This window comes from Aureimonas sp. AU12, assembly GCF_001463705.1.
Taxonomy (GTDB): domain Bacteria; phylum Pseudomonadota; class Alphaproteobacteria; order Rhizobiales; family Rhizobiaceae; genus Aureimonas.
Genome location: NZ_BBWH01000041.1, coordinates 13,516 through 40,249, shown reverse-complemented (window position 1 = coordinate 40,249; position 26,734 = coordinate 13,516). Strand labels below are relative to the sequence as shown.

22 protein-coding genes, 1 tRNA gene and 1 pseudogene are annotated in these 26,734 nt (G+C 68.2%); 13 read left to right on the top strand and 11 right to left on the bottom strand.

Going from position 1 to position 26,734, the window contains the following annotated elements; genetic code table 11:
* Window positions 1–241: 241 nt before the first annotated feature.
* The gene (nhaA, locus tag AUL33_RS16575) at window positions 242–1,435 is read right to left on the bottom strand and encodes a Na+/H+ antiporter NhaA (protein WP_062210690.1); all 1,194 of its coding nucleotides are present in this window, start codon (window positions 1,433–1,435) and stop codon (window positions 242–244) included.
* 376 nt (window positions 1,436–1,811) lie between these two features.
* Between nhaA and AUL33_RS16570 the strand changes: the two genes are divergently transcribed.
* Window positions 1,812–2,000, top strand: a complete 189-nt coding sequence (locus tag AUL33_RS16570; protein ID WP_062210687.1) for a hypothetical protein — start codon at window positions 1,812–1,814, stop codon at window positions 1,998–2,000.
* Between the two features lie 155 nt (window positions 2,001–2,155).
* Here AUL33_RS16570 and AUL33_RS16565 read toward each other — a convergent pair whose 3' ends face one another.
* Complete coding sequence (locus tag AUL33_RS16565) at window positions 2,156–2,467, bottom strand: hypothetical protein (RefSeq protein ID WP_062210684.1); 312 nt, start codon at window positions 2,465–2,467, stop codon at window positions 2,156–2,158.
* A 65-nt stretch (window positions 2,468–2,532) separates the two neighbouring features.
* Between AUL33_RS16565 and AUL33_RS16560 the strand changes: the two genes are divergently transcribed.
* The 5 genes from AUL33_RS16560 (at window position 2,533) to AUL33_RS16540 (ending at window position 10,050) form a co-directional block, all read left to right on the top strand.
* Window positions 2,533–2,817, top strand: a complete 285-nt coding sequence (locus AUL33_RS16560; protein ID WP_062210681.1) for a hypothetical protein — start codon at window positions 2,533–2,535, stop codon at window positions 2,815–2,817.
* Between the two features lie 362 nt (window positions 2,818–3,179).
* Entirely contained in the window at window positions 3,180–4,220 is a 1,041-nt protein-coding gene (locus AUL33_RS16555; RefSeq protein WP_062210678.1) for a LacI family DNA-binding transcriptional regulator, read from the top strand.
* Between the two features lie 153 nt (window positions 4,221–4,373).
* Window positions 4,374–5,663 (top strand): xylose isomerase, encoded by a 1,290-nt coding sequence (gene xylA / locus AUL33_RS16550; RefSeq protein WP_062210744.1) that lies wholly within the window; start codon window positions 4,374–4,376, stop codon window positions 5,661–5,663.
* Between the two features lie 192 nt (window positions 5,664–5,855).
* Window positions 5,856–6,917, top strand: a complete 1,062-nt coding sequence (gene chvE, locus AUL33_RS16545) for a multiple monosaccharide ABC transporter substrate-binding protein (protein ID WP_062210675.1) — start codon at window positions 5,856–5,858, stop codon at window positions 6,915–6,917.
* A 298-nt stretch (window positions 6,918–7,215) separates the two neighbouring features.
* Window positions 7,216–10,050: a PAS domain-containing protein gene (locus AUL33_RS16540; protein WP_082652679.1), complete on the top strand. Its 2,835-nt coding sequence runs from the start codon at window positions 7,216–7,218 to the stop codon at window positions 10,048–10,050.
* A gap of 154 nt (window positions 10,051–10,204) precedes the next feature.
* On the opposite strand, the gene AUL33_RS16535 is transcribed toward AUL33_RS16540, so the two are convergent.
* Complete coding sequence (locus AUL33_RS16535; protein WP_062210669.1) at window positions 10,205–12,010, bottom strand: PAS domain S-box protein; 1,806 nt, start codon at window positions 12,008–12,010, stop codon at window positions 10,205–10,207.
* A 468-nt stretch (window positions 12,011–12,478) separates the two neighbouring features.
* Window positions 12,479–12,553: transfer RNA gene (locus tag AUL33_RS16530), tRNA-Gly, on the bottom strand.
* 240 nt (window positions 12,554–12,793) lie between these two features.
* Here AUL33_RS16530 and AUL33_RS16525 point away from each other — a divergent pair.
* The 4 genes from AUL33_RS16525 to AUL33_RS16510 all read left to right on the top strand — a co-directional run bounded on the left by AUL33_RS16525 (window position 12,794) and on the right by AUL33_RS16510 (window position 15,498).
* Complete coding sequence (locus tag AUL33_RS16525) at window positions 12,794–13,420, top strand: prolyl-tRNA synthetase associated domain-containing protein (protein ID WP_082652676.1); 627 nt, start codon at window positions 12,794–12,796, stop codon at window positions 13,418–13,420.
* The gene (gene trxA / locus AUL33_RS16520; protein ID WP_062210663.1) at window positions 13,417–14,448 is read left to right on the top strand and encodes a thioredoxin; all 1,032 of its coding nucleotides are present in this window, start codon (window positions 13,417–13,419) and stop codon (window positions 14,446–14,448) included. The genes AUL33_RS16525 and trxA overlap by 4 nt, the downstream gene beginning before the upstream one ends.
* A gap of 120 nt (window positions 14,449–14,568) precedes the next feature.
* Window positions 14,569–15,249: an LON peptidase substrate-binding domain-containing protein gene (locus AUL33_RS16515; protein WP_062210660.1), complete on the top strand. Its 681-nt coding sequence runs from the start codon at window positions 14,569–14,571 to the stop codon at window positions 15,247–15,249.
* 54 nt (window positions 15,250–15,303) lie between these two features.
* Complete coding sequence (locus tag AUL33_RS16510) at window positions 15,304–15,498, top strand: Trm112 family protein (protein ID WP_062210742.1); 195 nt, start codon at window positions 15,304–15,306, stop codon at window positions 15,496–15,498.
* A 415-nt stretch (window positions 15,499–15,913) separates the two neighbouring features.
* Here AUL33_RS16510 and cysN read toward each other — a convergent pair whose 3' ends face one another.
* The 7 genes and pseudogenes from cysN to AUL33_RS16475 all read right to left on the bottom strand — a co-directional run bounded on the left by cysN (window position 15,914) and on the right by AUL33_RS16475 (window position 23,598).
* On the bottom strand, window positions 15,914–17,698 hold the full coding sequence (gene cysN / locus AUL33_RS16505) for a sulfate adenylyltransferase subunit CysN (protein WP_062210658.1): 1,785 nt from the start codon (window positions 17,696–17,698) through the stop codon (window positions 15,914–15,916).
* A pseudogene (gene cysD / locus AUL33_RS16500) lies at window positions 17,698–18,627 on the bottom strand (sulfate adenylyltransferase subunit CysD); the annotation flags it as partial. The pseudogene cysD and the gene cysN, both read right to left, overlap by 1 nt.
* A 75-nt stretch (window positions 18,628–18,702) precedes the next feature.
* Window positions 18,703–19,500, bottom strand: coding sequence for a phosphoadenylyl-sulfate reductase (locus AUL33_RS16495; RefSeq protein WP_082652675.1), 798 nt, complete (start codon window positions 19,498–19,500; stop codon window positions 18,703–18,705).
* A 4-nt stretch (window positions 19,501–19,504) separates the two neighbouring features.
* Window positions 19,505–20,017, bottom strand: a complete 513-nt coding sequence (locus AUL33_RS16490) for a DUF934 domain-containing protein (protein WP_062210652.1) — start codon at window positions 20,015–20,017, stop codon at window positions 19,505–19,507.
* Window positions 20,014–21,693, bottom strand: coding sequence for a nitrite/sulfite reductase (locus AUL33_RS16485; RefSeq protein ID WP_062210649.1), 1,680 nt, complete (start codon window positions 21,691–21,693; stop codon window positions 20,014–20,016). The genes AUL33_RS16490 and AUL33_RS16485 overlap by 4 nt, the downstream gene beginning before the upstream one ends.
* Before the next feature lie 90 nt (window positions 21,694–21,783).
* Window positions 21,784–22,122 carry a DUF2849 domain-containing protein gene (locus AUL33_RS16480; RefSeq protein ID WP_062210645.1) on the bottom strand — a complete coding sequence of 113 codons (339 nt, stop codon included), beginning with the start codon at window positions 22,120–22,122 and terminating at the stop codon, window positions 21,784–21,786.
* 216 nt (window positions 22,123–22,338) lie between these two features.
* On the bottom strand, window positions 22,339–23,598 hold the full coding sequence (locus tag AUL33_RS16475; RefSeq protein ID WP_062210641.1) for a ubiquinone biosynthesis hydroxylase: 1,260 nt from the start codon (window positions 23,596–23,598) through the stop codon (window positions 22,339–22,341).
* 230 nt (window positions 23,599–23,828) lie between these two features.
* Here AUL33_RS16475 and AUL33_RS16470 point away from each other — a divergent pair, with 230 nt between their 5' ends.
* The 3 genes from AUL33_RS16470 to AUL33_RS16460 all read left to right on the top strand — a co-directional run bounded on the left by AUL33_RS16470 (window position 23,829) and on the right by AUL33_RS16460 (window position 26,682).
* Complete coding sequence (locus tag AUL33_RS16470; RefSeq protein ID WP_062210637.1) at window positions 23,829–24,710, top strand: acyl-CoA thioesterase II; 882 nt, start codon at window positions 23,829–23,831, stop codon at window positions 24,708–24,710.
* A 239-nt stretch (window positions 24,711–24,949) separates the two neighbouring features.
* Complete coding sequence (locus AUL33_RS16465; protein WP_062210633.1) at window positions 24,950–25,288, top strand: P-II family nitrogen regulator; 339 nt, start codon at window positions 24,950–24,952, stop codon at window positions 25,286–25,288.
* A 17-nt stretch (window positions 25,289–25,305) separates the two neighbouring features.
* A complete protein-coding gene (locus tag AUL33_RS16460; protein ID WP_062210630.1) occupies window positions 25,306–26,682 on the top strand; it encodes an ammonium transporter in 1,377 nt (458 codons plus the stop codon).
* Window positions 26,683–26,734: the final 52 nt, after the last annotated feature.

Here is a 26,734-nt window from a genome sequence, read left to right as displayed (position 1 = left end):
TCGTCTCGCCCGGACCTCTTCTTCGCGTTGTCGACGACCTTCGATCCGCTGGGTTCTTCGGGGCTCGGGGCCGCTTCCCGCGGTGAAGCGATCCCGCTCCTGTTGGAGACGCTCTAGCTCACGCCGACGGCGAACCGCAACCGCGGATCGAACTGTGGTTCCCCGTGCCTTGCCGCAGGACGCCGAAACCCGAGCCCTCGCGCCGGGTTTCGAATGCGTACGGCTGGGTCCGGCCCGACCCTCAAGCGCGAGACCCATGGTTTGCCCGTCCCGGGGCCGACGCCAGGACCGCCGCCCCCATGATGCCTGAGAGAACGGAGCCCATGATGACGCCGAGCTTCACTTCGTCCTGAAGAAGGGGCGAAGTCGGGAAGGCGAGGAGGCCGATGAAGAGGCTCATGGTGAAGCCGATGCCGCACAGCAGCGCCACACCGTAGAACTGGCGCCACGTCGCGCCCTCGGGAAGCTTGGCGAGCCCCGCTCGGATCGCGATCCACGACACCCCGAACACGCCCGCCTGCTTACCGAGGAAGAGCCCGGCGGCGATGCCGAGCGGCACGGGATCGAGCAATGCGGCTGGCGTGAAGCCGGCAAACGAGACGCCGGCATTGGCGAAGCCGAAGATCGGCACGATGACGAAGGCGACGGCGGGCTGGATGGCGTGTTCAAGACGGATGAGCGAGGAGTTGCCGGTCCGCCGGTCGACGGCGAGCGGGATCGTCAGCGCGAGAACGACGCCCGCCAGCGTTGCGTGGATGCCCGACAGGAAGACGAGGACCCAGAGCGCGACGCCCGGCACGAGATAGGCCGAGAGACGATGCACGTCGAGGCGGTTCATCACCATCAGCCCGGCAACGACGAGCCCGGCGCCGGCGAGCGCCGGGACGTTCAGGTCGGCCGTGTAGAAGAGGGCGATGATGACGACGGCGCCGAGATCGTCGATGATGGCGAGCGCCGTCAGAAACACCTTCAGCGACAGGGGCACGCGCGGCCCGAGCAGCGACAGGACGCCGAGCGCGAAGGCGATGTCGGTGGCCGCAGGGATGGCCCAGCCGCGCAGCGTCTCGGGCGAGCCGCCGTTGAAGGCGAGGTAGACGAGCGCCGGCGCGGCCATGCCGCCGAGCGCCGCCAGCCCCGGAAGAACGCGCTGCGGCCAAGTGGCGAGCTGACCGGTCAGCACCTCCCGCTTGATCTCAAGTCCGACCATCAGGAAGAACAGCGCCATCAGCGCGTCGTTGATCCAGTGCAGCACGGAAAGGCCGCCGACATCGGCGTGGAGCGTGTCGAAATAGGCGGTGCCCCAGGGCGAGTTCGCGACGACGAGGGCGAGCGTCGCGGCCGCCATCAGGATAATGCCGCCGAACGCGGCATTCTCGACGAAGGCGCGCAGGAGCGATCGCTTCCGCGGCTGCGGCGCAGGGGTGTGTCTGGACATGGGTCTGCAGTCCCTCGGAAAAGGTTTCGCCGTTCTCCGTCGGTTTAGGGGGCATCCCATGGCGCACGCAGCACACGCCAGTGGCTACAATTCTATCGTCGAACCGGCTGAAAAGCCATCGAAAGCGACGTCGATCGCGTGTGACCACCCGCAAGCGAGAGAATGGCCTGGTACACGTCTCGCCTCGGCTGAGAACTCCCGAACCCTCGGAAAGCCTGCCTCACGCAAACCCGTCAATTTGCCGCAGAGCCGCCGGCCCGGCTTTCCCGCGGTTGCCGGACGAGCGGCCGACCGGGACGCGGGTCGGGCCTTTATCGCCGGGACGAGGCCGGTTATCGTCACCGATCGATGTCGTCGATGCGACAGGAGGCCGGCCATGTATGTGGATTATCGAAACTGGCGGCCACCCGAGCCCTGGAAGCCCGAGCGCCCGAAGCGGCGCCTGACGAAGCGCCAGGAAAAGACGATCGTCGGCATCGTCGGCTTCAACATCCTGATGCTGCTGTTCGGACCGCTCGCCGGCTTCACCCTGTTCGACGCGGCCTGGGCTCTCTTCACCCGCTGACGAGAGCGGCGGCGCGACCCAACATCGCGGCGCCAGAGCAGGGCCAGAGCAAGGCCAGAGCAGGGAATGCATCGGGCTGGACGACGCCGCTCGCTGCATCCCATGGGGTTCTTCGCCGTCGATCGGCAAGGCGGTGGTCAGTCGGTCACGCCCGTTCAGGCCAGATCGAGGGTCGAGCGTTCGATCCGGGCCGTCGTCTCGTCTTCGCCGTCGATCTCGCCGGACTCCGGCTTCAAGTCGTCCATCGCGGGATCGTCCGCCTGCTCGTCGCCGAGCAGATCGCGCTCGTTGCGATCGGAATGGCGGATCTCCTCGATATCCGGAGTGATCGGGCTGATGCCGGGGGTGTTGCTCATGATGGTCTCCAGCGCGGGTTGGCTTTCGATCAAGCGCGATTTGCGCTTCATGGTTCCGCGCGCGGGCTCGCGGGATTGGGTGCAACGCAGCGAGCGGGGCGCCGTCGCCATCCGCGCCGTCCGACCCATCTATCGCCGTCGAACCCGCGCGGCACGCGCGTCAGGAGACGATCGCGATGACCCCCGAGACCCACGTCTATTTTCCACGCACCGGAGCCGAATCCACCCGCTTCATCCTTGTTCGCCTGTTCGAGAAGTCCGGCGAGGCCAAGGCCGAAGCCTCGATCGCCGGTCCCGTCGGAGACGGCGAGGACGTGCGCGAGGCGCCGGTCGAGGGCGATCCGCAATCGGTGTTGCGCGACGCGCGCGAGCGGGCCGGGCTGACGGGCCTCGATCTGCGGATCGAACTCGACGGCGTCGAATGGAACGGTGATCTGGGGTCGCTCGTCGATCCCCAGTAAGCGGATCCTCGTCGCGCGGTCGCCGGATGGAAACGCTTCCTTCATCATAATCGGGCTATTCCTGTGTCGGCGAGCGGAAGTGGTGTTGAGTACCGCTCGCCCCTCTTCCCTTCCGGAAAGAGACGTCGGCTTCGCCGTTGCGGCGACCCGTTTTGCGAAGGGGCCGCCTTCCCATGGGAACCCGGGTACGCCCGGTTTCGGCCCGTTGCGCGAAGCCCGTTCCCTTCATCCCATCCAGAGCCGGCTCGAAGTCGAATCGGGCGCCGAAGCGGCGGAAACGGTTGAGCGAGCGTGCGCGGGGCTTCATGCTGGGCACGACCCGTTTCCTTCGGGAACCGGGTGAAGTGGCAGGAGACATCGGCATGGCGGAACGGGAGGAGGGCGGCGTCGCCACGTTGCGCGACGTGGCGCGGGAGGCCGGCGTCAGCCTGGCGACGGCCGATCGCGTCGTCAACCGGCGGCCCGGCGTGCGGGCGGCGACGATCGCCCGCGTCGAGGCGGCGGTGGAGAGCCTGCGCTTCGAGCGCCATCCCGGCGCCGCGGAACTGGCGCGCCGCGTGCGCTTCAAGGTCTCCGCGGTGCTGCCGCGGGGCACCAACCCGTTCATGGCGCGGCTGGCCGAGGAGTTGCGGCAGGCCGCGCGCACGCTCGGCGCCCGCCGAATCGATCTCGCGCTGATCGAGGCGGACGGCTTCCGGCCGGACCGGCTGGCCGCGGCGATCGCGCGCGCGGCGGCGGCAGGCGACGCGGTGATCGCGGTCGGTCTCGACGATCCCGGCGTCCTGGCCGCGATCGATGCGGCGCAGGCCTGCGGCGTTCCCGTAGTGACGCTCGTCTCCGACGTGCCGGGCTCGGCCCGCCATCGCTATGTCGGCATCGACAATCGGGCGGCGGGACGCGTCGCGGGCGCGCTGGCGGGCCGCTTTTTGGGTGCGGCGCCGCGCAGCGTCGCCGTGCTGCTCGGCGCCCGCGCGCTGCGCGATCACCGCGACCGGCTCGACGGATTTGCGGAGGCGCTGACTGAGCGCTTTCCGCATCTCGCGATCTCCGGCATCGTCGAGGGGCAGGACGATGCCGACGCCGCGCATGCCGCGATATCGGCGCTTTTCGCCTCGGGCGCGGCGCCCGCCGCCGTCTACAGCGCGGGGGCCGGCAATGCCGGCCTCGTGCAGGCGCTTCGTGATGCCGGCTCGACGGCGCTGGTGATCGCCCACGAACTGACGGCCGAGACGCGCCCGCTGCTCGAAGACGGTGCGCTCGACGCCCTCATCGTCCAGGATCCCGGCCACGAGGCCCGCTCGGCGGTGCGCGTCGTGCTCGCCGCCCTCAACGGTACCGGGGTCGACGAGGACCAGGAGCGCATCCGCATCGAGATCCTGCTGAAGGACAATCTGCCGTTCTGAGCGAACGCGACCCTGCCCGACCTGACATCGCGAGGAGGGGGATTGCCGTCCCGATCCAGTTTGAGGTACGTAACTCAAGACGGCGAATCCGCAGAGGTGTCGTCGAAACGGTTTCGGGAGGACGGCATGGCGGGCGCAGACAATTTCTTCGACATGGGCGAGGCCGCGCGCTTCGTCGGCGAAGGCTCGACCGATCCGCTGCAGTTCCGCTTCTACGACAAGGACCGCACGGTCATGGGCCGGCGGATGGAGGACCAGCTCCGCTTTGCCGCCTGCTACTGGCACTCGTTCACCTGGCCGGGCGGCGATCCCTTCGGCGGCGAGACCTTCCTGCGCCCCTGGATGGCGGCGGGCGACCCGATGGCCCGCGCCCGCGAAAAGGCAGACGTCGCCTTCGATCTCTTCCGTCTGCTCGACGTGCCCTTCTTCACCTTCCACGATGCGGACGTCGCGCCCGAGGGCGAGACGCTGCAGGGCTCGATCGACAATCTCAACGCCGTCGCCGACCTCTTCGAGGAGAAGATGGCGAGCGCCAAGGTGCGGCTCCTCTGGGGCACGGCGAACCTCTTCTCGAACCGCCGCTACATGGCGGGCGCCGCCACCAACCCCGATCCCGACGTCTTCGCCTATGCCTGCGGACAGGTGAAGGCGGCGCTCGACGTGACGCACCGGCTGAAGGGCGAGAACTACGTCTGCTGGGGCGGGCGCGAGGGCTACGAGACGCTGCTGAACACCGACATGGGCCGCGAGCTCGACCAACTCGGTCGCTTCCTGTCGATGCTCGTCGAGTACAAGCACAAAATCGGCTTCCAGGGTCCGATTCTCATCGAGCCCAAGCCCAAGGAGCCCTCGAAGCACCAGTACGACTTCGACACGGCGACCGTCTTCGGCTTCCTGCAGAAATACGACCTCACCGCCGACGTGAAGCTCAACCTCGAGCAGAACCACGCCATTCTCGCCGGTCATTCCTTCGACCACGAGGTCAAGCTCGCCTATGCCAGCGACCTGTTTGGCTCGCTCGACATCAATCGTGGCGACGATCTCCTGGGCTGGGATACCGACCAGTTCGCGATGGACGTGAAGGAGATGACGCTCGTCTTCCACGAGGTGCTGAAGCACGGCGGCATGACCACCGGCGGGCTGAACTTCGATGCCAAGATCCGGCGCCAGTCGATCGATCCGCAGGATCTGGTGATCGCGCATGTCGCCTCGATGGACGCCTGCGCCCGCGCGCTGCTGGCCGCCGAGCGCATGCTGACGGACGGGGCGCTGGAGACGCCGCTCGCGGCGCGCTACGCGGGGTGGGACGCGGCGGAGAACCGTGCGATCCTCGCCGGCGAGCGCACGCTGGAGGCGGTGGCGAGCCGGGGCCTGACGCTCCAGCCGCAGCCGCGCTCGGGCCGGCAGGAATATCTCGAGGGTGTCCTCAACCGCTACGTTTGAGCGAGGGAGGACGGGTCGGGCGGATGCGGGGGCATGGGCCCGCCTTCGCCGGACGCCGAAGGGACTGGAATTCGTTCGCCGCGATGGCGTCCATGGAGGGACGCCAGCGTCGCGGACGGGGCAGTGGTTGGACGAAACCTTGAGGGGCGAGGCGGGAAACCTCGGCCCCTGATCTCTGGGAGGAGACGCATCATGACATCCATCAGGACACTTCTGGCCGGCGCTGCGATGGCGCTGACGCTTGCCGCGCCTGCGCTGGCGCAGGACAAGGGCGCCATCGGCGTCGCCATGCCCGACAAGACGGTCGCGCGCTGGATCGACGACGGCAACAACATCGTCAAGCAGCTGACCGAAAAGGGCTACGCGCCCGACCTGCAATATGCCGACGACGACATCCCGACGCAGCTTAGCCAGATCGAGAACATGGTGACGAAGGGCGCAAAGGTCCTCGTGGTCGCCTCGATCGACGGCACGACCCTCACGGACATCCTTGGCCAGGCGCATGCCAAGGGCATCAAGGTCATCGCCTATGACCGCCTGATCCGCAATTCGCCGGATGTCGACTACTACGCGACGTTCGACAACTTCCAGGTCGGCGTCATCCAGGGCACCTCGATCGAGCAGAGCCTCGGCCTGAAGGACGGCAAGGGCCCGTTCAACATCGAGCTCTTCGGCGGCTCGCCGGACGACAACAACGCCTTCTTCTTCTACAATGGCGCGATGAGCGTGCTGCAGCCCTACGTCGATTCCGGCAAGCTCGTGATCGGCTCCAAGCAGGAAGGCATGGAAACGGTCGGCACGCTGCGCTGGGATGCGGCGACTGCGCAGTCGCGCATGGACAACATCCTGTCGGCCTACTACTCCGACAAGGCGGTGGATGCGGTGCTGGCGCCCAACGACGTGATCGCGCGCGGCGTCATCTCCTCGCTGAAGGGCGTCGGCTACGGCTCGGGGACCCGCAAGATGCCGGTGATCACCGGCCAGGACGCCGAGCTGCCCTCGATCAAGTCGATCATCGCCGGCGACCAGACCTCCACCGTCTTCAAGGACACGCGAGACCTCGCCAAGGTGACGGTCGACATGGTGGACGCGATGGCGGCGGGCACCGAGGTCACCGTCAACGACACCAAGAGCTACGACAACGGCTCGAAGGTCGTTCCGTCCTACCTGCTGAAGCCCGTCCTCGTGACGAAGGAGAACTACAAGCAGATCCTCGTCGACGGCGGCTACTACACCGAAGACCAGCTGAAGTAGGCATTTCTCGACATGTCGAGGCGCCGGTTCCGGATCCGTCCGGGGCCGGCGTTTCGCGTTGGGGCCTTCGCCGAATGGCGCGCGGAACGCCAGGGCCGGCGGCCGGGAGTGTCGCGGCCCGCATCCGCATGCAACGAAGTGCGGCGCTTCGCATTCGCCGCAGAGGAGATCGCCACGGACGGGGCGGGCAGCGCGACGCGCGAGGGGGCGCCGTCGATTGGCGTGGCCTGCGGTTGCTGATAGGTCGCTTCTCGGCGATCGCGAATGGGGGGACGGCGTGGGCGAAGAGACAGAAGCGGTGTCCTGGCCGACCGATGCTTGGAAGGGCGAGACCGGGGCCCTCGCCCGCGACTTCGACTGGAGCGCGACGCCGCTCGGCCCCCTGTCCGGATGGCCGCGGGCGCTTCTCGCCATCGTCTCCTTCGCGTTCGAATCCGCCCAGCCCGCCTATATCGCATGGGGGCCGGACCTCACCTCGATCTACAACGACGGCTACATCCCGTTTCTCGGCACGAAGCACCCGCAGGCCTTCGGCACGCCCTACCGCTCGACCTGGGCCGAGATCTGGGAGGAATACGCCCCGGTGGTCGAGGCAACGCTCGAGGGGCGCTCGCAGCGGTTCGACGACCAGCCGATCGCGCTCGCCGGGCGCGAGCGCGACGTCACCTATTTTTCCTTCTCCTATACGCCGCTGCGCGACGACGAGGGCCGCGTCGTCGGGCTCCTGACGATCGCCACCGAGACCACCGAGAAGGTGCTGGCGCTGCGATCGGTGGAGGACGAGCGCGGGCGTCTGGCGCAGATGTTCGAGCAGGCGCCGAGCTTCATGACGCTGCTGCGGGGCCCCGAGCACCGGTTCGAGCTGGCCAACGCCGCCTATCTGCGCCTCATCGGCGAGCGCGACGTCGTCGGGCGCACCCTGCGCGAGGCACTGCCGGAAACGGTGGCGCAAGGCTATGCCGATCTCCTCGACCGGGTGCGCGCCAGCGGCGAGGCGTTCTCTGCGGCCGGCGCCGCCTATGCGGCTCAGGAAGAGCCCGGCGGCCCCCTGGTCGAGCGCTTCGTCGACTTCGTGTTCCAGCCCGTCCTCGATGGGGAAGGCCAGGTCGATGCGATCTTCGTCGAGGGCTCCGACGTCACCGAGCGGATGCGCGGCATCGCCGCGCTGAAGGACAGGGAGCAGCGCCTCAGCGCGCTGGCCGCGGCCTCGTCCGAAGCCTTCTTCTCGATGGATCCGGACTGGCAGCGGCGGCGACCGCTTCTGGACGGCAGGATCCTGCCGGATCAGGTCGAACCCGACGCGAATTGGCTCGACGATCTCGTCCACCCCGACGACCACATCCTCGTTGTCGCCGCGGTCGGGCAGGCGATCGGCACCAAGGGCCTGTTCCAGTGCGAGCACCGGGTGCTACGCGGCGACGGCAGCACCGGCTGGACGCTCGCGCGTGCCGTGCCGCTCCTCGATGCCGACGGCACCGTGCGCGAATGGTTCGGCGCGGCCACCGACGTGAGCGAGCGACGACAGGCCGAGGAGGACCTGCGGACGCTCACCGCGGCGCTGGAACTGCGCGTCACCGAGAGAACCCGGGAGCGCGACCTCATGGCGCGTATCCTGGAAAACACAGACGCCTTCGTCCATGTGGTCGATCTCGACTATCGCTGGCTGGCGATCAATCCGGCGGGCGCGCGCGAGTTCGAGCGGGTCTTCGGCGTCTGGCCGAAGGTCGGTGACCGCATGCTCGACCTTCTCGCCGACCAGCCCGACCAGCGGGCGGGGGCAGAGGCCGTCTGGTCGCGCGCGCTGGGCGGCGAGGAGTTCACCGCGGTCGCCCGCTTCGGCGATCCCGAGACCGCCGGCGGCTACTACGAGATGAAGTTCAGCGTGCTCCTGGACGAAAGCGGACGGCGCGTCGGAGCCTCGCAGATCGTCACCGACGTCTCCCGGCGCATCGCCGACGAGACTGCGCTCGCCGACGCGCAGGAGCAGCTGCGCCAGTCGCAAAAGATGGAGGCCGTGGGCCAGCTCACCGGCGGCATCGCTCACGACTTCAACAATCTTCTCGCCGGGATTTCCGGCAGCCTCGACCTCATGCAGGCGCGCATCGCGCAAGGGCGCGTCAACGATCTCGACCGCTACATGGTGGGGGCGCAGGGCGCGGCCAGGCGCGCCGCGGCACTGACCCACCGCCTTCTCGCCTTTTCACGCCGCCAGACGCTCGAGCCCAAGGCCACCGACGTCAACCGTCTGGTGTCGGGGCTGGAGGATCTCGTGCGGCGCACCGTCGGCCCGGCGATCACGCTTGAGACGGTCGCCAGCGGCGGGCTCTGGTCGACCCTCGTTGATCCCAACCAGCTCGAGAACGCGCTTCTCAACCTCTGCATCAACGCCCGCGACGCCATGCCCGATGGCGGCCGCCTGACGATCGAGACCGCCAACCGCTGGCTGGACGAGCGTGCGGGCCGCGAGCGCGATCTGCCGCCCGGCCAGTACGTCTCGCTCTGCGTTTCCGACAACGGCACGGGCATGGCCGCCTCGATCATCGAACGGGCCTTCGACCCGTTCTTCACCACCAAGCCGATCGGCGTCGGCACCGGTCTCGGCCTGTCGATGATCTACGGTTTCGTGCGCCAGTCCGGCGGTCAGGTGCGGATCTATTCCGAGGTCGGGCAGGGCACGATGGTCTGCCTCTACCTGCCGCGCCACCATGTCGACGAGGTCGCGGACGCGCCGATAGCAGCCCTGGTGCCATCGTCGGCTGATGCCGGCGAGACCGTGCTGGTGATCGACGACGAGCCGATCGTGCGCATGCTCGTGGTCGATATCCTCGAAGATCTCGGCTACGTCGCGCTCGAGGCCGGCGACGGGCCGCAGGGCCTGAAGGTCATCGCCTCGGATGCGCGCATCGACCTCCTCGTGACAGATGTCGGCCTGCCCAACGGCATGAACGGACGGCAGGTCGCCGACGCCGCACGCGAGCTGCGCCCCGGTCTGAAAGTTCTGTTCGTCACCGGCTATGCCGAGAACGCCGTTCTCAGCCATGGCCATCTCGACCCCGGCATGCAGGTGGTGACGAAGCCCTTCGACGTGAACGCGCTGGCGACCCGCATCAAGACGATGATCGCCGGCGGTTAGAGCATTTCCAACGAAAGCCGAGCCGGCTTTCACGTTGGGGCAGTGCGACAAACGGCAACCGCTGTCGGCCCCAGGATCTGGATCGGATATCAGGTTTGCCGGCTTATCGATGTGCGAAGCGAGCGACCAGCCGTTTTCGAACGCTTCTCGTCCGTCAGCCGGCGGTCGGCTTGATCGCACCCTGCAGGTGATAGTGCAGGCCCGTGGCTTCGAAGCCGATCGCGCTTTCGCCGGAGAAGTAGCTCGGCACGATGCGCTCCATCAGCCGCGAGCCGAAGCCGCTGCGGGTGCGCGGGATCACCGACGGGCCGCCGCTCTCGCTCCAGTCGAAGGCGAATGCGCCCTCCGGCGACAGCGTCCACGACACGTCGACGCGGCCCTGCGGCGTCGACATCGCGCCGTATTTCACGGCGTTGGTGCACAGTTCGTGCAAGGCGAGCGACAGCCCGAGGGCCTGCTGGGCGGTCAGGGTGAGGCTCGGGCCGGACACGCGGATCTGTTCGTCGTCGGGGCGGTGCGGGCGCAGCGCGCCCTCGACGACGTCGTGGATCTCGGCCTCTTCCCAACTCGTGCGGAACAGGATGTCCTGCGCCAGCGACAGGGCGCCGAGCCGTCCGCCGATCGCCTGCGCGGCATCGGGCAGCGTCGGCGCGCTGCGCAGCGTCTGCGAGACGATCGCCTGCACCATCGCCAGCGTGTTCTTCATGCGATGGGCGACCTCCTGGGCCAGCTCGTCGCGCTGCTCCTCGGTCCGCTTGCGATCGGTGATGTCCACGGCCGCGCCCGAGAATCGGATCGGCTTGCCCGCGGCATCGCGCACCAGCTTGCCGCGCGCCAGCAGCCAGCGGACGGACCCGTCGTCCTGGAAGACGCGATACTCGGACGAGAAATCCGACGCACCGTCGAAGAGGCGCGCCAGTTCCACCTCGAAGGCGGGCATGTCGTCGGGATGGAAGTTGCGCGTGTAGTCGGCAAGCGGCGCGCCTTCGGCAGCGCGTGCGGGATCGACCCGGTAGATGCGGGCGAAATGCTCGTCGGCATGGACGAGGTCGGTCTCGAGATCCCACTCCCAGGTGCCGATCATGCCGGCGGCGCCGAGCGCGAGGTTCAGCCGTGCCTGGCTGCGGGCGAGGAGGGTCTGCGCCTCGCGGGTCTGCGACACGTCGCGTGAGACCGACAGCAGCTTTTCCGGCTTGCCGTCGGGCCCGGGGATCGCGGTCACCTGAACGTCCCAGGTCCGCGTGTTGCCCTTCATCGTGTCGGCGATTCCCTGGAAGCGACCGACGCCGCCGGCGCGCGCCGTCTCGAGCGCCGCCTTCGCGGCGGCGTTGCCCTCGTTCTGCCAGAAGTCGGGCCAGGGGCAGCCGACGATGGCGTTGAAGTCGGACACTTCCATGACACGCTGGCCGCCCTCGCTCATGAAGGTGAGGTTGGCGTCGAGATCGAGGACCTTGATGCAGTCGTCGGATGCCGCCAGGACCGAGCGCATGAACTCGGCGTCCGCGCGCTGGCGCTCGGCGTCGAGGCGCTGCTTCGTGCGATCGCGCAGAATCTTGAGATAGCCGACATGGCGTTCGTCGGCATCGCGCAGCAGCATGATCTCGCCCGAGGCGAAGAAGCGGCTTTCGTCCTTGCGCTGGTGCCAGCGCTCGTCGGCACCGCGGCCCGCCTGGCGCGCCGTGCGCATCTCGCGTTCCGGCACCCCCTCGTCGGCATCCTCGGGAATGAAGAACAGGCGCGCGGGCTTGCCGCGCATCTCCTCTTCCGTCCAGCCGAGGATCCGCTCCGCGCCGATATTCCAGGACGTGACGAGACCATCGAGATCGAAGGTGATGATGGCGAAATCGATGGCGCTGTCGACGATCTGCCGGTGCAGGGCCTCGCGCGCCTGCGCCTCGCGCAGCGCCTGCTTCAGCGCTTTGACGGACTGTCCATCCCCGCTGCTCTTCGAAACGTCCAAGATCGATGTCTCCGCGGGGTCTGCGCTTGCCCCCGCTGCGGTTTACACCGCGACCGGGGCAGGTGGCAAAGTTTCGGCACGATTTTTCACGGCGATCCGCCCGCCTCGACGATTTGGTTGCGGCCGATCCCCGAATGCCGCGCGAGCGGCGAGGCGCCGGCGTCGACCTCGCACCAAAGCGGCATCGCCTTCGCCTCGAAACGGGCCCAAGCCAGCCGAACCGCTTCGTCCCTAGAGGCTGCCATGCGCGGCGGTTCTACGTCCCGCACGGCAAACGATTCATCTCGGCCGCAGGCGGCGACAAGCCGAACGCGTCGACAGCGAAGCTGCTCGCATCCTTGACTCGAGACGAGGCCGCCGATCGCTCATCGACCAAAGCCGGCTCGACGTTCAGCGCTCACGGACAACATCCGCCATCACCAGGACAATGGCAGAACCTGCAAAAATTTTTGAGTGAGATTTTTGAATTGGAGCGGGCGATGGGATTCGAACCCACGACCCCAACCTTGGCAAGGTTGTGCTCTACCACTGAGCTACGCCCGCCCGCTCCCCGCTGCCGTCGCCCTGTTGAGCGTCCGCTGCGGATGAGCGGCTTATCGCCGATTCGATCGGGCTTTGCAACAGGGAAATGACGTCGATCGTCGGAGATCGTCGCGGTCCCGTGCGGCGGGCTTGAACACCCGCTCCAGAGGCGCCTTGACGCCGCAAGCAGAGACGGCAGATCTGAAGTCTCGTCGGGACGGTCCGCTCGGCTTCCCACAGGTTCTTCGACGGAGACGCAGCATGAAGCCCCATTCACCGCCGGAAACAGATCCCGCGTCCGGCGCAGCGGCAGCGCTGCCGGATGGCGGAGATCGGGCCTGCCCCGACCCGGTGCTTGCTGCATTGGCGCCGTCGCTCGCCGCCTTCCTCACCGAGGTCGGCCTGAAGACGCGCACGCTCGAACACGAGCCCGTGCACACGGTGGACGAGTCGCAGGCGCTGCGCGGGGCGATCCCCGGCGCCCACACGAAGAACCTCTTCCTCAAGGACAAGAAGGGCCGGCTGTTCCTCGTGGTGGCCGACGAGGACTGCGCGGTGGACCTGAAAGTTCTGCACACCCGGATCGGCGGGCAGGGGCGTCTCTCCTTCGCCAGCCCCGACCAGATGCGCGAGCGGCTCGGCGTCGAGCCGGGCTCGGCCACCGCCTTCGCCCTTCTCAACGACCGCGAGGGCGCGGTGCGGCTGGTGCTTGATGAGGGGCTGCTTGTATCCGATATCTGGAACTGTCATCCCCTGACGAACCGGGCGACCACCTCGATCGCCCGTGACGATCTCATGGCCTTCTTCGCGCGCACCGGGCACGAGCCGCTCATTGCCATGCTGGGAACGGCCGACCACGACGACGCTTCGAACGGACGGTCCTCATGAGCAACAACCCCTACGGTGCCGGCCTTGGCGGCGGATACGGGCAGCAGACCACCAGCACCGCCGGGGCACAGCCCGGCCGCGCCGCGCCCGTGAGCGCGGCGGGCGGTGGCTTCGCTGCCGCCGGATCGACCGGTCCGGCCCCCGCCGGCGACCTCGTCATAGAGACGACCACCGCGACCTTTGCCGCCGACGTCATCCGCGAATCGCGCAATCAGCCGGTGCTCGTCGACTTCTGGGCGCCCTGGTGCGGGCCGTGCCGGCAGCTGACGCCCATCATCGAGCGCGCCGTGCAGGCGGCGGGCGGGCGGGTCAAGCTCGTGAAGATGAACATCGACGAGCATCCCTCGATCGCCGGGCAGCTCGGCGTCCAGTCGATTCCCGCCGTGTTCGCCTTCGTCGACGGCCAGCCGGTGGACGGCTTCATGGGCGCGCTGCCCGAGAGCGAGGTGAAGGCCTTCATCGATCGACTGACGGGCGGGGCCGCGGGTGCTCCCGGCGGCGATCCGGTGGCCGAAGCGCTGACGCAGGCCGGCGAACTCCTCACCTCAGGCGATGCGTCGGGGGCGGCCCAGATCTTTGCGGCCGTTCTCCAGCACGACCCCGAGAACGCCAAGGGCGCGGCGGGCCTCGCCGAGTGCTATCTCGCGGCGGGCGATACCGAACGCGCCAAGGCGGTGGTCGACCAGCTGCCGCCGGAGATGCTGAACGACGCCGCTTTCGCCACGGTGAAGACCAAGCTGAAGCTCGCCGAGGAACTCGCAGGCCTGGGCGATGCCGCGACGCTGCAGGCGCGCCTCGAAGGCGACGCCGACGATCACCAGGCGCGCTACGATCTCGCCCTCATCGCGCAGGCCAAGGGCGACCGTGCCACCGCCGCCGGGCATCTTCTGGAGATCATCCGCCGCGACCGCGCCTTCGACGACGATGGCGCCCGCCGCAAGCTCCTCGAGTTCTTCGACGTCTGGGGGCCGACCGATCCGGCGACGAAGGATGCGCGCCGTCATCTGTCGTCGCTGCTGTTTCGCTGAGCGCGCCGCCCCCTTGTCGGGTTCGATCCGGCGAGGGGGCGGCCGGCTGCGTCGAGGTCGCATGCCCTTGAGTTCGGCGACGGGCGCGCCAGTTCCGGGGTTCGACGAGGGAGAAGCGCTTTGGTTCAGGCTGGAAACATCAACTACCGCAGGGAAAGCGATCTTCCCGCGACGGTCGCGGTCTTTCCGTTGTCGGGAGCCCTCCTGCTGCCGGGCGGGCAGATGCCGGTCAACATCTTCGAGCCGCGCTATCTCGCGATGATCGACGAGGCGATGGCGGGCGGGCGCATCATCGGCATGATCCAGCCCCGCCTCGACGGCGGGATGAACGAGGCCGGCGAACCCGAACTTTGCGCCGTCGGCTGCCTCGGCCGCATCACGTCGCTGACCGAGACCGGCGACGGTCGCTATCTCCTCAACCTGCAGGGCATCGTGCGCTTCCGCATTCTCGAGGAACTCGGCGAGAAGAAGCCTTACCGTGTGTGCCGCGTCGCACCCTTCGCAGCCGATCTCGATCCGGGCGAGGGCGCCGAGGATGTCGATCGTGATTCGCTTCTCAAGGCGTTCCGGCTCTATCTCGACGCCAACCAGCTGGAGGCGGACTGGGAGAGCGTCGTGAAGGCATCGAACGAGACGCTGGTGAATGCGCTGTCGATGATGTCGCCCTATGGCGCCGCCGAGAAGCAGGCGCTGCTCGAAGCGCCCGACCTGAAGACCCGGGCCGCGACGCTCGTGGCGATCACAGAGATCTCGTTGGCGCGCGAGAATTCCGAGGACGGCGGTGGCCAGATCCTGCAATAGGCGTGGGGGCTTCGCGCGCCTGCGCCGATGCTGCGCAAGACGGGAATGACGATCATGAGTGAGCACATCGCGCAAACCAGCCGGCCCGATCCCAAGCTCCTGGAGCTTCTGGTCTGCCCGTTGACGAAAACGACACTGCATTACGATGCCGAGCGCAGCGAACTCGTGTCGCAGGCCGCCCGTCTCGCCTATCCCATCCGCAACGGCATCCCGATCATGCTGCCGTCCGAGGCGCGCGAACTCGATTGAGATCGTGTCGGGTCGCGTGATTCGATCGGAGATCGCATGCCGGCGGGCGAGCGGGACAAGGTGACGACGGACCGCAAATGACAGTCAGTGCCGTGGCCCCACCATAGCTGGCTAAAACGAGCGGGATCTGTCGCACGCGTGCCCTCTAGCGCAGCCGTCAGCCAACCGGGACGCCGGATGCGACGGCACAACGATCTGAACCGTTCAGATCGCCCAACCCACAACCCCCAACCCCGACGACCGGAGACCCTGTTCATAGGTTGCCATGGAAGCGCGGCTTTCTTCGAAGACCTGATGGGCGCTTCTACCCGCCCGAGCTATCCCGGCGGCCATCAAGTCTGCCGCCGCCTGTTCGGCATCTTGAGGCATCGTCACCGACGCCCCGATCTCAGTTCGTCTCCGATCCGCGACGCGGTCAGATGCCGGCGCCGTCGCCGACGTCGGTGGGATCGAGCGGGCGCGTCTCCGTTTCGGCGGGCACCATGATCCGGCGCAGGAGCGGACGCAGCGCGAAGTCGAGCGCGCCGAGCAGCACCGCCTTCCAGAGCGCCAGCCCCAGGATCAGCGCGATGATCGCGACGCCGATCGCAGCGGCGGCCCGGAAGGCCGTGACGCCGCGCGCGCGCGCCGCGTCGGCAGCGAGGGAGGGGCCGAGCCATTCCGCCTTCAGGCGCTCGCCCGCCGTGCGCGGCGGAGCCGTGCTCGCCAACGGCGGCGGCACGGGCGCGGCGGGGGCGACGTCCGGCTCGCGCGGCACGCTGGTGACGATGCCGAGCGCCACCGTCTCGTTCGTCAGTTGGTCGACGAGAATGAAGGCGCCGAGTTCGCGGCTTTCCGCGTAGGTCGTCGAGACCGGGGGCCGGTCGAAGGCCAGCGTGATGCGGCCGATCTCGTTCATCAGGAGCGCGTTGGCCGGGCGCGGCTCGTAGGAGTGAATGTCCACCGCCTCGTTGAGCGAGCGCACGTTGGCCGGCGTCTGCGCCGAGCCGATGCGCGCCACGAAGCGCCCACCCGGGATCAGCGGCCGCTCCACCATCCAGAGGATCTCGGCTTCAACCACCTTGTGGGCGGCGATCGGATCGTCGGCCCGCACGATGACGTCGCCGCGCGAGGCGTCGATCTCGTCGTTGAGGGTGAGCGTCACCGCCTCGCCGTCGGCGGCCGAGTTCACCTCGCCGTTCGGCCCGTAGACGGCGCGCACCGTCGAGCGGGCCCGGCTCGGCAGCGACAGGACCGTGTCGCCCTTGGCGATGCGTCCGCCCGCGATCGTGCCGCAGAAGCCGCGGAAGTCGAGATTGGGGCGGTTCACCCACTGCACCGGCAGGCGGAAGCGGTCGGAGCCCGAGACGAGCGTCTTCGGCTGCACGCTCTCCAGCGTCTCGAGCAGCGTCGCGCCCCGATACCAGGGCGTGTTGACGGAGCGGGAGATGAGGTTGTCGCCGTTCTTGGCCGAGAGCGGGATGTAGGTGACCTCGGTGAAGCCGAGGAGCGGACGCAGCGCCTCGTAGCCGGCGACGATGGCGTCGAAGGTCGCCTGGTCGAAATCGACGAGGTCCATCTTGTTGATCGCCACCACCACCGACTTGATGCCGACCATGGAGGTGATGAAGGAGTGCCGGCGGGTCTGCGGCAGGATGCCCTTGCGGGCGTCGACGAGGATCACCGCCAGTTCGGCCTGGCTCGCGCCGGTGGCCATGTTCCGGGTGTACTGCTCGTGGCCGGGCGTGTCGGCGATGATGAAGGCGCGGTGCGCCGTCGAGAAGTAGCGATAGGCGACGTCGATCGTGATGCCCTGCTCGCGCTCGGCGGTCAGCCCGTCGACGAGGAGCGCGAAGTCGAGATCCTCGCCCGTGGTGCCGAACTTCTTCGAATCGCGCTTCAGCGCGTCCATCTGGTCGTCGAAGACCGAATTGGTGTCGAAGAGCAGGCGCCCGATCAGGGTCGACTTGCCGTCGTCCACCGAGCCGCAGGTGATGAAGCGCAGAAGCGAGGCCTTCGGCGCGGTGATCGCCAGCGCATCGGGGATGAGCGCCGCGGAGATCACGGCCTCGTCCGGGGCGGGGCCGGCGAAGATCTCGGCTTCCGCGATGGCGGCGGGGCGGGCCACCGTGTCCAAGACGGCGTCGCCCTCCGGCGAAGCGTCGAAGTCACGTGCCGGATCGAGGTCGCGGGAGGTGTCGGGCCGGATCGTGGCGGACATCAGAAATATCCCTCCTGCTTCTTTTCTTCCATGGAGGCGCCGCCGTCGCGATCGATGACGCGGCCCTCCCGCTCGGAGGAGCGCGAGGCGCGCATCTCGGCGATGATCTCGGGCAGCGTCGCGGCGGTGGAGCGGACCGCGCCCGTCAGCGGATAGTCGCCGAGCGTGCGGAAGCGCACCACCATCTCCTCGATCTCCTCGCCCGGCAACAGCTTCATCCGGTCGTCGTCGCGCATGATCAGCGTCCCGTCGCGCTTCACCACGGGGCGCGGCTTGGCGAAGTAGAGCGGCACCACCGGAACGTTCTCGAGCGCGATGTAGTCCCAGACGTCGGCCTCGGTCCAGTTCGACAGCGGGAAGACGCGGAAGCTCTCGCCCTGGCGCTTGCGCGTGTTGAAGAGGTGCCAGGGCTCCGGGCGCTGGTTCTTGGGCTCCCAGCGGTGCTCGGCCGAGCGCAGCGAGAAGACGCGCTCCTTGGCGCGGCTCTTCTCCTCGTCGCGCCGCGCGCCGCCGAAGGCCGCGTCGAACTTGTGGATGTTGAGCGCCTGCTTCAACGCCTCGGTCTTCATCACGTCGGTGTGGACGCGCGAGCCCGAATCGAACGGATTGATGCCGGCCTTCAGGCCTTCCTCGTTGGTGTAGACGATGAGGTCGAGGCCGTAATCCTTGGCGATACGGTCGCGAAACTCGATCATCTCCCGGAACTTCCAGGTCGTGTCGACATGCATGAGCGGGAAGGGCAGCTTGCCCGGGGCGAAGGCCTTCATCGCCAGATGCAGCATCACAGCCGAATCCTTGCCGATCGAATAGAGCATCACCGGATTCTCGGCGGTGGCCGCCACCTCGCGGATGATGAAGATCGATTCGGCTTCCAGCCGCTGCAGATGGGTCATCGGGTTCATCGGTGGTGCATCTCCGGCCGTCGGCGCCCTTGCGGCGCGTCCGGCATCATCGCGGAAGCGCCCGACCGGGAAGGGCCGGGCGAGAAAGGGGTCAAGGCGGGGTCAGGACGGGATGGTCTCGAATGCGCTGTCGCCCGGGGCGGGCCCGCCGTCCTCGGCGCGCACCGGCTGGCCCTCGCCGTCGACATGGAGGCCGCATTCCTTGCGGGTCTCCTCCTCCCACCACCAGCGGCCGGCGCGCTCGACCTCGCCGGGGCGGATCGCCCGCGTGCAGGGAGCGCAGCCGATGGAGAGGAAGCCTTGCGCATGCAGTTCGTTGACGGGAACCGCGTTGTCGTCGGCAAAGACGCGGATCTCGTCACGCGTCCAGTCGAAGAGCGGGTTGGCCTTCACGATCTGCCGGGCGCCGTCGAAGGTCACGAAGTCGAGCCGCTCGCGGTTGACCGACTGGTCGCGGCGAAGACCGGTGATCCAGGCCGCCGCACCCTCCAGCGCGCGGGCCAGCGGCTCCACCTTGCGCACGCCGCAGCAGGCCTTGCGCATTTCCGGCGCGAAGTAGAGCCCGTTGATGCCCTGGTCGTCGATCAGCTCTTCGAGCGCCTCGGCCTGCGGGTACTTGGCCTTGATGCGGCGCCCGTATTTCTCTTCCGTGCGCTGCCAGAGCGTGTAGGTCTCGGGAAAGAGGCGGCCGGTGTCGAGCGTGACGACGCTGATCGGCAGGGCGTTCGAGAAGATCAGATGGGTGATCATCTGGTCTTCCAGGCCGAGGCTGGTGGTGAAGACGATGCGGCCGGGCACCTCCGCCACGAGCCGCTTGAGGCGGTCGAGCGGCGAGAGCGCCGCGAAGGCCTCGTTGAGGCCGGCTGCGATCGCATCGAGCGGATCGGAACGGTGGTCCATGACGTCAGGCTCCCCGTGCGGCGGCGAGGCGCTTCTGAAGGATGCTCGCATCCTCGCCGTAGCCGGTCTGGTAGTGGTCGTGGACGATGGATCGGGCCTTGGTCCACTGCTCGGCGGGCTGGCGCGCGGCCATCTCGGGCGGCAGCGCCACCTCGTCGAAGCCGCAGGCGAGCGCCTCGGCGAACTGGTCGGCGATGATCGGCCCGCTGGCGCGCAGCGTGCCCGAGAAGCCAGCACGCCGCAGACGCTTGGCGAGCGACAGGCCGCGCCCGTCGGAGAAGGACGGGAAGCCGATCGAGATCAGCGCCAGCGCGCCGAAATAGGGCTCGATGGCCGAGACCTGCGTGTCGTTGGCGACGTGCAGCCCGAGCGGGGTGTTGCGCCGGTCGGCGATCGCCTGGTCGATCACCGTCAGCGGCACGATCACCGCGCCGGCCTGCAGCGAGAGTTCGGTGCCGTCCTCGATGCGTACGAACGCGTCGTCCTTCGGCCCGGCGGCATCCAGAAGCAGGCTCATGCCGGCTCTCCGACGCGAGCGACATAGGCGGTGAAGCCCTGCTTGAAGGGCTCGAGGCCCGTGCGGCGCACGGTCTCGATGAACTCTTCGCCGCCTTGCCGCTCGCTCATGTAGACGGCCACGAGCGCCTCGATGGCGCCGGGCACCTGGTCGCCGTCGATGCCGGGCCCGACGCGCTCGCCGAGCGCCGCATGCTCGGAGGCGTCGCCGCCCACCGTGATCTGGTAGTTCTCGCGGCCGGACTTCTCCAGCCCGAGAATGCCGATATGACCGACATGGTGGTGGCCGCAGGCGTTGATGCAGCCGGAGATCTTGATCTGCAGGGGGCCCAACTCGCGCTGGCGCTCTTCGCTCGCAAACGTGGTGGCGATATCCTGCGCGATGTTGATCGAGCGGGCGGTGGCGAGCGCGCAATAGTCGAGGCCGGGGCAGGCGATGATGTCCGTGACGAGCCCGGCATTGGCGGTGGCGAGCCCCGACGCCTTCAGCGCCTCGAACACGGCCGGGACGTCGTCCTGGCGCACATGCGGCAGGACGAGGTTCTGGACATGGGTGACGCGAAGCTCGTCGAAGGAATAGCGCTCGGCGATATCGGCGAAGGCGCGCATCTGCTCGTCGCTCATGTCGCCGGGCACGCCGCCGACGGGCTTCAGCGACACGGTGAGCGCGATGTAGCCGGGCTGGCGATGGGCGAAGCCGTTCTGTTCGACGAAGCGGTCGAGCTCCGGGTTGCCGGCGCGGGCCGCGGCCAGCGCGTCGGAGGCGGCCGGCAACGTCTCGTAGGCGGGCGGGGCGAAGTAGCGGGCGATGCGCTCGACCTCTTCGGCCGGCGCGTTGATCGTCGGGCCGTTCAGCTGCGCGTATTCGTGCTCGACGCGGGCCTTGAACTCGTCGGTGCCGATCTCGTGGACGAGGATCTTCACCCGCGCCTTGTACTTGTTGTCGCGGCGCCCTTCCGAATTGTAGACGCGCATCACCGCCTCGAGATAGGCGAGGAGCTCGGCCTTCGGCAGGAAGTCGCGGATCACCTTGCCGACCATCGGCGTGCGACCGAGACCGCCGCCGACGATCACCTCGTAGCCGACCTCGTTGGTCTCGCCGTGGCGCAGGACCCGCAGGCCGATGTCGTGGACCTTGATCGCCGCGCGGTCGTGCTCGGCGCCGGTCACCGCGATCTTGAACTTGCGCGGCAGCCAGGAAAATTCGGGGTGGAGGCTCGACCACTGCCGGATCAGCTCGCCGGTCGGGCGGGGATCCTCGACCTCGTCGGCGGCGACCCCGGCGAACTGGTCGGCCGTGACGTTGCGGATGCAGTTGCCGGACGTCTGGATGCAGTGCATCTCGACGTCGGCGAGGAGATCGAGGATCTCCGGCACGTCCTTGAGCTTGGGCCAGTTGTACTGGAGGTTCTGGCGCGTGGTGAAATGCGCGTAGCCCTTGTCGAACTTCTCGGCGATGAGGGCCATCTGGCGCAGCTGCTTCGAATTCAGCGTGCCGTAGGGCACGGCGACGCGCAGCATGTAGGCGTGCAACTGGAGATAGAGACCGTTCTTCAGGCGCAGTGGCTTGAACTCGTCGTCGGACAGCGAGCCGTCGAGGCGACGTTCCACCTGGTTGCGGAACTGCGCCACCCGCTCGCGCACGAAGCGCTCGTCGAACTCGTCGTAGCGATACATCTCGTCGTCCTTGCCTCGCGCCGCCTTCAGCCCGGCGTCGCACCTGTCATCGGGGGGCGGCGCGTCCGCCGCGTCCCCAGCCGAATATGGTCAGAAATCCGCCTGCTTGCCGTATTGCGGGAGCACCGTCGGCCCCTTCTGCCGGATCGCCTCGCGAAAGTGCGAAGCCACCGGAAATCCATCCGCCGCGCGTTCAACCGGCACCAGGTAGGGATCGACGATCCGGTTGGCCTTGAAGCCGGCCCGGCCTTCCTCTTCCATCCAGGCGGCGGTCTCGGCGTCGTCGGCGATGAGCGCTGCGTGCGGATCGAAGCTCCAGCCCTCGCGCGTCAGGAACACGACTTCGCCGTCGAGGAGGTCGTTGGCGGTCATGATCACCGGGAGCTTCGGTCCCTTGGTCTTCGCGTTCGCCTTGACGTCGGTTGCCATGCTGCGTTCGGTCCCCTCGTGCCCGCCGGCCGAGCGATCCGACCCATGCCGAATGCCCGCCGCCCCGTCGTGTTCGGTGCTGCGAGCGCTTGTACAGGTTCTAAATAGGCCAACGCCAGATGGGTTGCGCCGACGCCTGTTCCAAAGCCGAGCCCCGCAGCGGATGATTTTGCCCCGTCCCGCGCTCCCGGCGCAACCGGCGGGGCGCGGGGCTCCTCAGATCGGCTCTCCCTTCAGGAGGCGTGGGGAGGGCCCGCTGGTCAGGCCCGACGCCTGCTTGATGAAATGGGCCTTGGCAAACGGCGCGCGATCGACGAGCGACAGGCCGAAGGAGCGGATGCCGCGCAGCAGCGCGTTGTCGTTGGAGAAGAGGCGATTCAGGAGGTCGGTGGTGATGCCCATCTGCACCGTGTCGAAGCGGCGCCAGCGGCCGTAACGCTCGAGAACGTCAAGCGCACCGATGTCGAGCCCGAGGCGGGCGGCGTCCACCACGACCTCGGCGAGGGCCGCTGCGTCCTTGAAGCCCAGATTGAGGCCCTGTCCGGCGATCGGGTGGATGCCGTGCGCGGCGTCGCCGGCCAGCGCGATGCGCGGGCGCACGAAATCGCGCGCCAGCGTCAGGCCGAGCGGGAAGGCCCGCGGCTTGCCCTCGACCTCGATCTTGCCGAGCTTGAGGCCGAAGCGCTGCTCGAGCTCCAGTTCGAACACCATCTCGTCGGCGCGCAGCAGGCGCTCGGCCTCGCCGGTCGATTCGGTCCAGACGAGCGAGGACCGGTTGTTCTTCAAGGGCAGGATGGCGAAGGGGCCGGCGGGCAGGAAATGCTCCTCGGCGCGCCCGTTGTGCGGGCGCTCGTGGCGCACGGTGGCCACGATCCCGGACTGGCCGTAGTCCTGATGCACGGTGCGGATGCCCGCCATGTCGCGGATCGCCGACTTGACGCCATCGGCGGCGACGAGAAGCCGTGTCTCGATGATCTCTTCGCTTAAGTGCACCGCGAGGCCGACCGGGCGCTCCTCGATGGCGGTGACGGCGGTGCCGGAGCGGATGGTGATGCCGAGCGCGGCCGCGCGGGCGCGCAACGCGCCGTTGAGCGCGACGTTCGGCACCATGTGGGCGAAGGGCTCGCCCGGCTCGGCCTCGCCGCCAAAGGTCAGGAACACCGGGCGCACGGGATCGCCGGCGCGCGAATCGGTGACGATCATCTCGCGGATCGGTTCGGCCTCGTCGCGGATCTCGCTCCAGACGCCGAGTTCGTCAAGCATGCGCACGGCCGCCGCGGCCACCGCCGAGGCCCGCCCGTCGCGCCGCCAGACATCCTCGGGCGCGGCGTCGACCACGGTGAGGATCAGGCCAGGCGCCGCCTGCTTGATCGCCACCGCGACGGACAGCCCGACATAGCCGGCGCCCGCGACGACGATGTCGGTGCGGGCCAAGCCGGGCCCGGCCTGATGATCCTGGAAGGAGGCGTCGGACATCGTGGATCTTCCGTTCGGGTCGGTGCGCCGCGCCGGGCCTCTCGGCCTCCCACGCGCCTGGGAATCGTGATGACCTGCATCTAGAGACTGCAACCCGCCTTGCACAGGGTGCGCGCCGCGCATGCGCTGGCCTGCGGCGCCTTGCCGGACGGCGTGCGAGCGGACAGTTAAGGTCAGGAGCCACCCACTTCGCCAAGGGGCGTGGCCGGGCCGAACGGGAAGCATCATCGATGAACGACAGCGTGGCCGGCCTTCTCGAAACCCTCGATCTGGAGCGCCTGGAGGAAAACCTCTATCGCGGCACCAGCCCGGATGTCGGCTGGCAGCGCATCTTCGGCGGGCAGGTGATCGCGCAGGCGCTCATCGCCGCGCAGCGCACGGTGCCGGCGGATCGGCCGGTGCATTCGCTGCACGGCTACTTCGTGCGGCCCGGCGATCCCGGCGTTCCCGTGATCTACGAGGTGCGGCGCATCCGCGACGGCGGCTCCTTTACCACGCGCATCGTCGTCGCCATCCAGCACGGGGCGGCGATCTTCACGCTCTCGGCCTCGTTCCAGCGCTTTGAGGAGGGGCTCGACCACCAGATCACGCGGCCCGACGTGCCCGGCCCCGACGCGCTGCCCTCGGGCGAGGCGCTCACAGTCGAGATCCTGGCGCGGGCGCCCGAGGCGATCCGGCGCTACTGGACGCGCCCGCGCCCGATCGAATTCCGCCCCGTCTCGACCGAGCACTACTTCACCGACGCCAAGCTGGCGCCCGAGCAGCGCATCTGGGTGCGCGTCCTCGGCGAGATCGGCGACGACCCCGCGCTCAACGCCGCGGCGCTGGCCTATCTCTCGGACATGACGCTCCTCGACACCTCGCTCTTCGCCCACGGACTCTCGGTCTTCGACGCCCGCATCCAGGCGGCGAGCCTCGACCACGCCATGTGGTTTCACCGGCCGGTGCGGGTGTCGCAATGGCTGCTCTACGCGCAGGACAGCCCGAGTTCGTCGGGCGGGCGCGGGCTCACCCGCGGCTCGCTCTTCGACGAGGCCGGCGTGCTCGTCGCCTCGGTGGCGCAAGAGGGCCTGATCCGTCCGCGCCGCTCGAAGCCTGGCGAGACGGCATAAAAAAAAGGCAAATGCCGTTTAATGAGGCGCCCGATCGATGTCGGCACCTTGGCGACTGACTACCGCGCGGGCAGCGAAGCCGCTTCGCACCGCACAATTGCGGCGGGATCCGGGCGGCCGCCCAATTGGCACGCATCTTGATTGATGAACCCTTGTTCCCGGTCGGCATGCCGTCCGCCGGGTCATGTCTTGGCCGGACCCCCGACGGGCGGTTCGTTCGCTACGGGTTCGAGGTGCACATGAAAATCGTGATGGCCATCATCAAGCCATTCAAGCTCGACGAGGTGCGCGAAGCGCTCACCGCCGTCGGGATCCAGGGTCTGACCGTGACCGAGGTCAAGGGCTACGGCCGCCAGAAGGGCCACACCGAGATCTACCGCGGCACCGAATATGCCGTCAGCTTCCTGCCGAAGCTGAAGATCGAAGTCGCCGTCGCCGCCGACATGGTGGACCGGACGGTGGAAGCGATCGCGGCCGCGGCCAAGACCGGCCAGATCGGCGACGGCAAGATCTTCGTCTTCGGGATCGACCAGGCGGTTCGCATCCGCACGGGCGAAACCGACTCGAACGCGCTCTGAGGGGATACGAGATCATCATGCGTCTTCTGAAGACATTGACCCCGGCCTTCGCCGCGAACGCGCTGTTCGCCGCCGCGGCCTTCGCCCAGGACACCGGCATCGCGCCGGCGCCCGAAGCCGTACCGGCCGATGCCGTCGCGGTGGTCGCCGATGCGATGGACAAGGGCGACGTCGCCTGGATGCTCATCTCCACGGCGCTCGTGCTGTTCATGATCATCCCCGGCCTCGCGCTGTTCTACGGCGGCCTCGTGCGCGCCAAGAACATGCTGTCGGTGCTCATGCAGTGCACCATGATCACCGCCGTGGTGATCATCATGTACGTCCTCTACGGCTACTCGATGGCCTTCGGCGGCTCGACGAGCCCCTACTGGGGCGGCCTTGCGAAGGTCTTCCTCTCGGGCGTCGACGCGTCCTCGATGTCGGCGACCTTCACCAAGGGCGTGGTCATTCCCGAATACGTCTTCATCGCCTTCCAGATGACCTTCGCCTGCATCACGCCGGCGCTGATCGTCGGTGCCTTCGCCGAGCGCATCAAGTTCTCGGCGGTGATCCTGTTCACGATCCTGTGGGTGACCTTCGCCTACTTCCCGATCGCGCACATGGTGTGGGACGCCAACGGCCTGATCTTCGGCTGGGGCGCGCTCGACTTCGCCGGCGGCACGGTCGTCCACATCAATGCCGGCATCGCCGCGCTCATCGGCGCCTTCCTCGTCGGCAAGCGGGCGGGTCTGGGCCGTGACAACATGGCCCCGCACTCGATGACGCTGACCATGGTCGGCGCCTCGATCCTCTGGGTCGGCTGGTTCGGCTTCAACGCCGGCTCCAACCTCGAAGCCAACGGCGGCGCCGCGCTCGCCATGATGAACACCTTCACCGCCACCGCCGGCGCCATCGTCGCCTGGGGCCTCATCGAGACCTTCGCCCGTGGCAAGGCCTCGATGCTCGGCGCCGCGTCCGGCCTCGTGGCCGGTCTCGTCGCCGTCACCCCGGCGGCCGGTACGGTCGGTCCGGTGGGTGCGATCGTGCTCGGCGCCATCGCCTCGGGCGTCTGCTACTTCTTCGTGGCTGTCGTGAAGCCCAAGGCCGGTTACGACGACTCGCTCGACGTCTTCGGCATCCACGGCATCGGCGGCATCATCGGCGCCGTCGGTACCGGCATCTTCACCGCGCCTTCGCTCGGCGGCACGGGTGCGGCGGCCGGCGCGGACTACGCCATGGCCGCGCAGACCGTCACCCAGATCTGGGGCATCGGCGTCACCGTTCTCTGGTCCGGCGTCGTGGCGTTCATCGCCTACAAGATCGTCGACGTCGTCATCGGCCTGCGGCCGAGCGTCGAGGCCGAGCGCGAGGGTCTCGATCTCACCTCGCACGGCGAGGTCGCCTACCACTCTTGATGCGCGCTTGAGCGATCAGGACTTGAACGAAAGGCAGGCGGAGCGATCCGCC